Source organism: Chitinophaga sp., assembly GCF_036566945.1.
Taxonomy (GTDB): Bacteria; Bacteroidota; Bacteroidia; order Chitinophagales; family Chitinophagaceae; genus Chitinophaga.
Genome location: NZ_DATCVJ010000056.1, coordinates 1 through 10498, shown reverse-complemented (window position 1 = coordinate 10498; position 10498 = coordinate 1). Strand labels below are relative to the sequence as shown.

At 41.5% G+C, this 10498-nt stretch carries 13 protein-coding genes; 1 reads left to right on the top strand and 12 read right to left on the bottom strand.

Features of this window, described 5'->3' with window-relative positions; genetic code table 11:
- The 12 genes from VIP81_RS01710 to VIP81_RS01655 all read right to left on the bottom strand — a co-directional run.
- The coding region (locus tag VIP81_RS01710) for a DUF4138 domain-containing protein (protein ID WP_331956747.1) at positions 1 to 240 on the bottom strand (240 nt) is incomplete at its 3' end.
- A gap of 27 nt (positions 241 to 267) precedes the next feature.
- A complete protein-coding gene (traM, locus tag VIP81_RS01705; RefSeq protein WP_331956746.1) occupies positions 268 to 1611 on the bottom strand; it encodes a conjugative transposon protein TraM in 1344 nt (447 codons plus the stop codon).
- A 29-nt stretch (positions 1612 to 1640) separates the two neighbouring features.
- On the bottom strand, positions 1641 to 1958 hold the full coding sequence (locus VIP81_RS01700) for a hypothetical protein (RefSeq protein WP_331956745.1): 318 nt from the start codon (positions 1956 to 1958) through the stop codon (positions 1641 to 1643).
- A gap of 168 nt (positions 1959 to 2126) precedes the next feature.
- Positions 2127 to 2744 (bottom strand): conjugative transposon protein TraK, encoded by a 618-nt coding sequence (gene traK, locus VIP81_RS01695; protein ID WP_331956744.1) that lies wholly within the window; start codon positions 2742 to 2744, stop codon positions 2127 to 2129.
- 10 nt (positions 2745 to 2754) lie between these two features.
- Positions 2755 to 3963, bottom strand: coding sequence for a conjugative transposon protein TraJ (traJ, locus tag VIP81_RS01690; protein WP_331956743.1), 1209 nt, complete (start codon positions 3961 to 3963; stop codon positions 2755 to 2757).
- A gap of 11 nt (positions 3964 to 3974) precedes the next feature.
- Entirely contained in the window at positions 3975 to 4613 is a 639-nt protein-coding gene (locus VIP81_RS01685; RefSeq protein WP_331956742.1) for a TerB family tellurite resistance protein, read from the bottom strand.
- A gap of 6 nt (positions 4614 to 4619) precedes the next feature.
- The gene (locus VIP81_RS01680; RefSeq protein WP_331956741.1) at positions 4620 to 5261 is read right to left on the bottom strand and encodes a hypothetical protein; all 642 of its coding nucleotides are present in this window, start codon (positions 5259 to 5261) and stop codon (positions 4620 to 4622) included.
- An 18-nt stretch (positions 5262 to 5279) separates the two neighbouring features.
- Entirely contained in the window at positions 5280 to 5960 is a 681-nt protein-coding gene (locus VIP81_RS01675) for a conjugal transfer protein TraI (protein WP_331956740.1), read from the bottom strand.
- A 16-nt stretch (positions 5961 to 5976) separates the two neighbouring features.
- Positions 5977 to 8433, bottom strand: coding sequence for a TraG family conjugative transposon ATPase (locus VIP81_RS01670; protein ID WP_331956739.1), 2457 nt, complete (start codon positions 8431 to 8433; stop codon positions 5977 to 5979).
- A complete protein-coding gene (locus VIP81_RS01665) occupies positions 8384 to 8761 on the bottom strand; it encodes a DUF4133 domain-containing protein (protein WP_331956738.1) in 378 nt (125 codons plus the stop codon). The genes VIP81_RS01670 and VIP81_RS01665 overlap by 50 nt, the downstream gene beginning before the upstream one ends.
- Before the next feature lie 32 nt (positions 8762 to 8793).
- Positions 8794 to 9141: a DUF4134 domain-containing protein gene (locus VIP81_RS01660; protein WP_331956737.1), complete on the bottom strand. Its 348-nt coding sequence runs from the start codon at positions 9139 to 9141 to the stop codon at positions 8794 to 8796.
- A 73-nt stretch (positions 9142 to 9214) separates the two neighbouring features.
- Positions 9215 to 9670, bottom strand: a complete 456-nt coding sequence (locus VIP81_RS01655; protein ID WP_331956736.1) for a hypothetical protein — start codon at positions 9668 to 9670, stop codon at positions 9215 to 9217.
- A gap of 463 nt (positions 9671 to 10133) precedes the next feature.
- On the opposite strand from VIP81_RS01655, the gene VIP81_RS01650 reads away from it, so the two are divergent.
- Positions 10134 to 10454, top strand: coding sequence for a hypothetical protein (locus VIP81_RS01650; RefSeq protein ID WP_331956735.1), 321 nt, complete (start codon positions 10134 to 10136; stop codon positions 10452 to 10454).
- Positions 10455 to 10498: the final 44 nt, after the last annotated feature.

The following is a 10498-nucleotide window of genomic DNA, read 5'->3' as shown; positions in this document are numbered from 1 at the left end:
CTCTTTGCCAGCCTTCACCTGGAGAATGTTTTTGACCCCTTTAGCCTTCTGAACCATCAAGTCTCTGCTTCCACGATCGACACTGCTGATGGCGAAAGGAAAAATAATATTGGAGGTTTTACTGTAGGCCACCTGTAAACGCATCGGCTCAATATGCCAATACACCGGTACCTGTGCCTCTGTTGTACCATTTCCTATTATGCAGAGTATCCCTGCAATTCCAATTACACATTTCATCATCACTAGGAATTTTATTGTAAGAAAATATCAATTCTGCCGGTTCTTCAGTAAAATCTGATATCCGGCTTTTACATTTACCTTAATCATCCGTACTTTCTTGCTCAGCAGGGATTTTGCCGTTTCAATACCAGCGCTCGCAGCCTGCACACCCAACGATGGGTCCATAGACATAATGGGTATTCCCTGTATTGCCTGATCCGCTGAGTTTTTCGTCACATCGCGGGCAATTGCACCGGGTATGTATACACCAGGCATACCATCAAGATCATAAACTGAAAGAGACACCGGAAGAATAGAGTTATCAATCCTTATAGAATTAATCTCCACTTGCAACCGTTCACCATTGATAGAGGCAGTGCCATATATGCTGCTATTTTTCGGGACTAAGCGCCCCGCAATAAAGACATCATTGGTAATACGCATTTTTAAGGTTGAACCGGATACCAGCGTCTGATATTCAGGGATCTCAGCTGAAACTGCATTATCCTCTTCACCAGACGCTACTTCATCATCGATAGAATAAAATCTATTGGGTGGCTGACGGCGGCTAATTAAGGAATCTGTAGACGAAAGGGGGCCAGCAAGGATAGAAGGCTGCAAGGAAGAAACAGGAACCACATCTTCATTAAATAGGCTAACAGGATATACCTGTTGCTTATGTTCAGCGGATTGTTTCTTCATTTTGTCCTGAACGCGTGTAGGATATTGGATATCCAGGATTTTATCGAGCATTCCATCCAGCTTTGCCATCTCAGGGTCACTTTGAGAACCATCCTGGATGGCCTCCATCATCTTTTCCAGCTGTCCCACTTCAGGTGATGTAATAGTAGCAGTGGATCGTCTGTCCTTCTCCACTGGTAAGGGATTACCAGCATTCACGGATAGGGTATCTTCTTTACGCTGAAGTTCTTTATTAAGCTGTGCCAGCTTTTGTTGCACCCGGATTACGTTCTCATCTGCATCAGTATTATGAGAATAGGGCGATTCAACTGCCCCTCTCTTTGAAGGCTTACTGAAATCTGCCTGTTCCTTGTAGCCCTGAAAATCCATATCATCAAATCCAGAACCCTTCTCCATAGACATTTTCTTGTAATAGGGATCACGTTTGGCAATTTCTTTCCACTTCGCAGAATCACGATCCGACTTTTCGTAATAATCAATTTTGCTCATACGGCTATCATCCTGGAGAATCGGTGCAGGTAACTCATAGTTGAAGGCGTCTTTGCCTTTCTGCATTGGAGCAGCAACACCCTTTCCACCCCCTAAAAGCGAAAACACTACAGTCGCAAAGGGAAATACAATAAGAGGAATTATAACGGCAAATTTTCTTTTCCTTAAATATTCCTCGGATAATGATTGCACTTTTTCCATAACTCACAATTTTTAATTCGTTCACACAATTAGGGCAATCCTATTACTTTATCAATCAGCTTCAGGCTATCAAAGACGCCTGGATACCTGCTAGACAGACTATCTACAATCCTTCTGCCCTCTGCTGTTTTACTCAGGCTATCGATATAATACTTAAACTGAACTATGTTCTGATAGCTGGGGCTATTTTTAGGATCTGCCGGAGTAAAGGCTTGCTCTGGTAACACTACATAAGCAGGTTGACTTATAGCAGACGGCTTTATCCGGTGTATACCAACAGTATCTTTCCTGAAACCTAAATAGCTAAAAGCACCAGCACCAATGCAAAAGAAACAGGCAACAAGCATTCTGGAATGCTTTTTAGGCAACCGGTTCAATCTATCCGAAAATAGATTGGTGTAATTTCTGACTGCTGGCAAATACTTTTGGATAGCATCATCAACCCATTTGTACTGAACCTTATGTTGCCTGGTGTGTCTCCCTGCTTTGGGCAGCTTCCAATTCCACCTCATAACTCAACGATTTATTACGTTAATATCATCATTCCTCAAAATAGACCAACGAAGGATCAGGAAACCATGAGAATTATTATCTGTACTCTTCGCGTCCTGCAGATAACCGTCTGTTATCAGGCTTCGGGTGGTAATACTGGTGGGTCTGCGAATCTGCAGGGAGGCATAGCATTTAAAATAATATGGCTTCTGGTTGAAGTCTACATTTACACTATCTATTTCAATTCGCTGGCTTACATTCCCGGAAATAACACTGGTATAAAATCCACTTTCCTTCAGGCTCCTATACTTTTCCCTTGCAGACGCATCCGCCAAATACATCGCCTTTGAAATATTTGATTGGATAATTTTCTCATCCGGATCAAGTGTAAAAAACAAACGGTGAAAATCCCTTACGTGCGCTCTGGCTTCCACAGGAAGATAATTCCTACGGTCGTCAGCAAATGCTTCAATTACTTTATCTCCATAAAGCACATATATCATTCCCTGTACCTTTGCCGCCAGCTCATAGCTTTTGTAATAGCAAAAGCCGGATATAACCAGGTTACTGACAACAACAGCAATAGTGAAGCTGCGTATGTACTTAAAAGCAGTATCTATATTTCTTAATTGTTTGAACATAGTTTGAGATTTACTTACCCGCTAATTCATCGTACAAATGAGAACCACCTAATCCTGCTGCCCGACCTATATCAGCCATTACACCTGAGCCTTTGTTCTCTCCACTATATCCCTCATTGAAATTTTTTGGAGCATTATATGCGTTGGATATTCCCTGACCAAGCTGAGAAGCCCCACCAGTAGCCGCAGAGGTGGCGATGCCAGTAATTTTTTGTAACATTGGATTACTACCAGCAACATGAACAATATACCCGGCAATACTGGGGACCGTGAAGTATCCCACAACGCCCATGATAAGAAAAATCAAATAGGCAGTATCGTTAGCGCCAAAAGAAGTATCGCCATACTTTTTTATCTGTTCGATATCTATCTGGAGCATGTTCATCTGAATCTTATTGATGATAGCACCAAAAATATTGCCTACCGGCAGCCATAGAAAGTAGTTAATGTATCTGCCCACCCAGCTGATAAGCGATTGTTGAAAGCCATCGAAAACACTCATGCCAAAAACCAATGGACCCAGAATCGCCAACACAATTAGATAAAATGTCCTGACAGTGTTAATACATAAAGATGCAGCCTGAAACAAGATCTGTAGCGCTTCGGATAGAAACTGCTTGACTGAGTTACGTATGTTATACGCGGTCTGTTCCAGGCTAAACAGCATATCGTTACCAATTTTTTGGAACATATCTTCCTTACGTCTGTTGGGATCATCCGGATGATAATACTTATACCATTTATCTTTATCGCCCTGTCCATTGGCTCCGATATACATTTCATAAACGTCGGACTTCTTTATGGCGTCCTCCTTTTGCTGTAGCAACACTGCAATAGCAGTATCGGAATTCTTAACGATTCCTGCTGTCGCCACTGCAACCGGCTTCATAACACCGTTCATAACGCCAAGCACCAGCGGCACATATAAGCCTATAGCCACAGTTATTACAAACGGGCGCAAAAGTGGGTACAAGTCTACCGGCTCTGCACGGGCAATTTGCCCCCATACTCTGCTGGATATAAACCAAATGGCTGCAAAGCCAGCAATAGCCTGACCAATCTCTATCATGTCGCTACACAGAGGAATCATGTCATCATACAGCTTATCCAGCACGCCATGCAACCCCTCGATATTATCTGCCATGCTTTGTGCATAACAGGCACCCGGTAAAACAACACCTGCCACCAGGAATACAAAAACCAACCCTGCACATTTCATAAATAAAATATTTAATTACTGATACCATGTAGTAGGCGTACCATTCCTACGTCATTGCGTTCCTTTGCCCGTTGTAATCCCAACATCTGTGCGCCGGAATTAAATTCCTGCAGGAAAAGTAATTTCTCTTGCATGCTGCTAAAAATCCGGTCTATACCGGCTATGCGTTCATCATCAGACATACGGAGTTTATTGGCAGTTATGATCATGATTAGTTCGTCCAGATTTTTCAAGCTTTCATTAGTTAACCCACCATATACAGCAGACATATACTCCATTTCCTCAACACTGAATAAATCACTCTCCCGGAAAGCATCAAAGGCATTTTTGTACTGTTTTATGATGGCTCCCTGATAGCTAATAATATCTGGTACACGCCTATAATTCTTAATCGCAGGATTTATTGCAAACAACTCATTGAGAAATGTTTCATGCAGGTTAAAGTTACCCTGCGAAAGATCCTTAACCGTATTGTAGCCCTTACTGACAATCCGATAGCCATCGTACATATTCTGTAGTATCTTTTTTAATTGGCTTAACTTCTGAATATTCAAAGCCAATTGAGCAAGTTCGTCCGCCTGGGCGTTTGAACGTATTGGAACCAGCTGCACCGAAAAAAATAACATCATCACAAAAACCAATACTCTCATACTTTCTCATTTTAAACCATAAAGTATTCTTTGAACCTCAATATCCTTCAGGTCTACTCTACGCTGGCTTTCCAATATCTTAATCTCACCGCGAAATGAACTAAGGAATGATTGCCGGTCCAGCACCTTACCATAAAGCAGTTCCAGCCTATCTAATCGTTCACTGTCGGATAATTGAAGTTCATCGGGAGTAATAATTAGTAGAAAGTCTTCTATTGATTTATCATTCTCCGTTTTAACATTTTCCAGTACTGACAATATATACTCCACATCACCAGTAGAAAGGAATCCGGAGGTATTCACCTCCTTGATCGAATTTTTACAAGTCATATCGGACCAGGTAAGGGAAGAGAGAAGCGCATTTGCTTTAGGATAACCTGAAATCAGTGGATTGACCTCATTTAAAGCCTGAAAAAAGACTTTATGCAATGAATAGTCGCCATTCTTAATCTGGGAAATTGTTGTCAGTCCTTTTTGGGCAATATCATATCCTTTCTTTGCGTACCCCATATACTGCTGTAGAAGAACTATCTGCTTAGCCAGGTACTCCCGCTGGGTCTTTTTCTGCCGGAACCACTCATCAAAAGTTTGCGCCTTTAATGACAGGGAGACAAAAGCAATCAAAATAATCAAGACACACATTTTCATACACCACCATTTAAAAGCCTATTGCAATCCATATAAACGCCTCACCATCTCTATCTCACTTGTTCCTTTAGACCGTTGGATACTAATGCCAATATTATAATTAGTAAACTGCCTTAAAGCCGTATAGTTATCATTGATCTGAGAGCCGGCGTCAGCTATTATCTGGAGACGTTTCCCATCAGACATTTTAGTACTGAAAGAATTAATTACCAATTGGAGCTGATCGATATTTTTAAGACTTTCAGATAAAATACCAGAGTATACCTGATACATATAATCAACTTCCTCAACTGTAAAATGATTGTCCTGTCTAAGCAGCTGAAATGATTGCTGATATTCATTTACAAGCGCTACCTGCTGCTGTATCACCGCTCTGATTTCCTTGTATGTTGCGATAGCATTTTTTACCTTCCAGAGTTCATCAAAGTAACCGGCGTACAACTGTCGCTGCTTATCGGTCCAGTTCCCAATCTCTTCCAGCTTTAACTTAGAAAGTGTATTCTCCAGCGTTTTCTGAGCATTTTGCAGCACAATGGTATTATTCTGAATACGCTGCACTTGCAAGTCCATTGCCTTTATCACTTTCTTCAGCGCGGCTTTCACTACTACCCACACGATAGCGTGGCTCTCTTTAGTTGGTAGGATGACCAGGCTACAACAAAGGAACAAGCATATCAAGATTCTCCTTGCACTTTTCATACCTCACGATTTATAGTTAAGCTATATCCTGTACGAGTGCGGATATCCCTCGCTGTATATCACCGCCAAACCTCTCCGTATAAGCCATCACCTTGATTTTCTCCGATTCCTCCGTGCTATACGCATAATACTCTTCCGGTGAAGGTTCAAAGCGGTACACTTTCATAATCTGTCCTCCCAGGTCGATAAATACCTCTCTGTACCTCCGCCCTGGCTCATTTGCCCTGTTTACTGAAAGGACCATATCCCTGGCTTTATCGGATAAGCCAAGCATTGCCTGTATTTCCTGAAATTTGTTCTGGAACTTCCGCAGATCAAGAAGGATCTTACAGTCGGCATTGGAAATAATTGCCTCCTTGACGATACTGGAACTAATCAAATCTGATAATTCCTGAGTAACAGTAATGGCCTCACCATAATGTTTCCTGACAGTCTTATATAGGTATTTCATAAATTCGGCCATACCACTGCGCATAATGGCTTTCCATGCTTCCTCTATGGTAATTACTTTGTGTACGCCCTTCAGCTTACGCATTTTGGAGATAAACATCTCCATGACCAACAGGGTCACAGCAGGAAAAATTGGATGGTCCTTAATATTGTCCAACTCCACGACCACGAATCGTTCTTCCAGTAGATTCAGGTTCTCCTTTGCATTTAATAAATAGGAAAATTCACCGCCCCGGAAGTAAGGCTTTAACACATACAGCAGGTTATTTATATCGAAGTCCTTTTGTTGAACGCGGTCGCGCTCTAACACAGTCAAATAGTCCGTCTGTAGAAATTCGTAGAAACTATCAAAACAAGGGAAGATAGATTTATCATTATCCAGCCTTTCATAATATAGTTGCAAGGCATTCGACAATGCAACATACTCCGACTGATTAAAGGTTTCGCTTTCCCGCTTCCAGAGCGACAGCAGCAATGTTTTAATCGATTCTTTTTTTTCTATATCCAGGGTATCATGCGCAGATATATAAAACGGATTAAACTTAATTGGTGATTCTTCTGTATAGCTGAAATAGTACCCGTTCACTAATTTGCATAACCCCGCATAGCTGCCCCCAACGTCCAATACCACCACATGCGCCCCTTGCTCATAGTAATTACGCAGAAGCGATTGCATGAACATGCTCTTTCCACTACCGCTACCACCTATCACGATCTTGTTTCTATTCGCTATCTGAGATAGCTTCATTGGCTCATGGGTGATGTCCACATGCAATGGCTTACCGGTTTGTCTGTCGCCCAACCGGATGCCATAGGGGCTGATACTGCTTTTATAGGCTGTTTCCAAAGACAAAAAACAACATGCCTGTTCGCAGAAAGAATCGAAGCAATCATTCTGAGGAAAGTCGCCCTCGTTACCAGGCATACCGGCCCAATAGATCTGCGGACCACCGACCGTTTCCTGTTTGGCAGAGGCATCCAGCGCTGAGAATGCAGTCGCTATCTGATTCCTGATATCTTTCAGCTCATTTTTATCAGCGGACCATGCACATAAGTTAAAATGCGCTTTTACTGGCAATCGCTGATCGCTCACTGCTTCCTGTAAAAAAGCATTGACAGCATCCCTGGCAACGGCGTTACTCCTACTGTATGCAGACAAGGACTGTAGCCGCAGCCGTTTCTTTTCCAGTTGCTGTATTTTTTTGGAAGAATCACCAATGATGATAAACTGATTATACAGATGATTGCAGGACAACAACTGACCAAGACTCGAAGCAAACCCGATACTGTACTTATAGTTATCACTGGAATACTTATCGTAATTGATCCTGCTACCACACAATCCTGGAAGGCTCTCTGCATCAGATAAAGTATAGATTTGCAAATAGTCATCACCGATCCTGATATCATCACCAAAGAGAATGTCTTTGCTTACTGGATTATCAGTTTCTGGTAAGAGGTTACAGTACCTTTCGATGATACCAGCTTTTTTTTGTGTACTTACTAAATCTTCATTCTTTAAACGTCTCAGCTTCATTAGTCCGCTACCTTCGAGGATGCTTTTAAACTGGCCAGCCCTATCAAGGAAGTCGCGGAGCAAATTATCATCCTGGTGTGCTGCCGGAATAATTGACCTCCGACACAGATTTGACATGAGAGATGAAGACGGCTTCCTGTCGTTAACCATCTTCGTCAGCATAATGAAGCAGGTATGATCCAAAAAAGGTCGCTCATTAAAGAACCTGGTACTGCTGCGAGAAAGAAAGGAATCGATGTCCTTTTCCCCGTCTCCTTCATACCGCTTATTTATATACCAGTCCTGCTTATGAAAAACAGTAAATTGTGGTAATACTTTAATTGCTTTGATAAATGTTTGATGCAGTACCTCATATTCCGTAGCTGATAAAGTAAAAATCTCCGGCAATTGCACTTCATACACAACAGTTATATCCGCATTCTTTGATAAGATACAATCATGTTCTACGGACATGATTGGCAACATTTCGTTCATCACTTTTTCCATAACTCACATTTAAATTGCCAATAAAAATATCCCGGCTACTCGCTGCACGTATACAGTTGGGTATTTGCCTTCTGGCCCACTTTTTTGTTAAACCGTGTTCGCCGTATTTGTTACTTAACTTGTAAACCTGTGTGGTAAGTCCTACACCACTACCCGTAGCAATAGCCAGACATACGTAGGTATTCAAACCACAGACATACGCAATGACAAACAGTATCATTATAGCCAACACTCCACCTGCCATGTACCAGATGTATTGTGCTTTTAACCCTCTGAATTCGATGCTGAGATTAATGCCCTTGTTGATAGAATAGATACTGTTTGCCATAGGAAAGATTTAAGAAAACTTTTTTTGCACAATCAGTTAATACCAAAGAAACTCTTCAAAACCGTTGCTACTACAACAAGAAAGATGCAGCTGCCAAACCAGGATGCGGCAACGCGCGACGTATCCGGGTCGCCACTAGACCACTTTTGATACACTTTTACAGCGCCTATCAATCCCACGACTGCGCCAATGACATACATAAGATCAACACCAGTATCAAAATAACCACGTACTTTGTCGGTGGCTTCTTTAATACCTGCATTGCCATCCGCCTTTCCCTGGGCTATGACAGACAGATTCATCAATTCCAGTAATAACGTAGTACTGGCAAGCAACACAGCCCTTTTGTGTTCTTTTAAATTCAACCACTTCACTTTCATGCACACATTTTTTAAAAATCATACAATGCTGCCGCAGCTGGCACTCATAGAAGGGATGGAGTACACTACCTTGCTACCATAGTACTGGCACATCATTATCACCAAGACCATTTGAGCCTAACCCTTTACTCTCATTTATAATCACGTTGTTAATGGCTACCTGGAACGCAGTTCCCTTGATAGCTGGATACTCAGAAATCAGCTTTCTCAGGATAACTATAAGACCGGACTTGCTGTATTCTTCCTCGCGCGCAACCTCCATCACCATCTTGATACGAGCAGACAAATCAAATGCAAGGGAAAAGAGATCTACCTGTTTTTCCGGCAGTACTGTTTCATCGATAGGTTCAAACAATGATAACTGGTTAGAGGCCGGATCTGTGGATTTTGAATCTGTATCTACGGTTTTCCGGGAGATAGCATTTTTTATCTCTTTCCGGTAATAACGTACCACTACATAGCAATAATAAATTCCAAGAAGAAGGGCGGCTACTGTGAAGTAACACGCCCATGAGATTGAACTTAACATAGGCTGCTTCCTTTTATTTCACAAACTCATACTATCACGCAGCCTATGTTATTAGTACATCACTCTTTCACACATCAACTGCACCAGTACTATGAACTATCTGGATGCAAATATGTGCCTGATTGAAAGCGAAAAAGCCTAACAACACTAGTAGTAGGGTGGCTAACCAATTATTAGACAGGACGTATAGATTTAGAAATAATTTATTTTCTGCTTCTTTTTAAAGAAAGGAAATGCCCGACTAATGGAAAGCCTGTAGGTATATGATACACCTCGTTCAGGGACGGGCAGGCATAATTGATTTGATTATTACAATCATTTTGTTAAATTTAGAATCATAATGCAACTGTAACCAACAGTATCCCCTTACATTCTTCCCCGATAGAAATGATCTGTAAAAAGTCAGTATAAGCTGATGAAGGCATTCTGTATGCTTATTTATTACGAAAATCAAAACAGGGTTATGAACAACATTGAGCAGCTATTTGCACTATTGGAGTTATTTATGCAAAAGCCGGAGGAAGACAGGCAGCGCAAAGCATGGAATATGTTTTGTTCCTTTTTTATTCTTTTTCCTCCATCAACAGTAGAAGATATGATCAATGACCTGTCGGCTTTTTCCCAGGCCAGAGATGATGTTTCTGAACAGGAAAAATTAAAGCTACTGGCATTTTGCAAATATCTCAATGTTACATTAAAGATGTTGAATACAGAGGTTAACGAACGGATAGCCGTTACTGATACAAAGCCAAACATATTCTCAGATCCTGACCATTCATTGTAAACTGTTAACCTACTACCTAAGCAACCATAGTTCTTCCCCAGTAC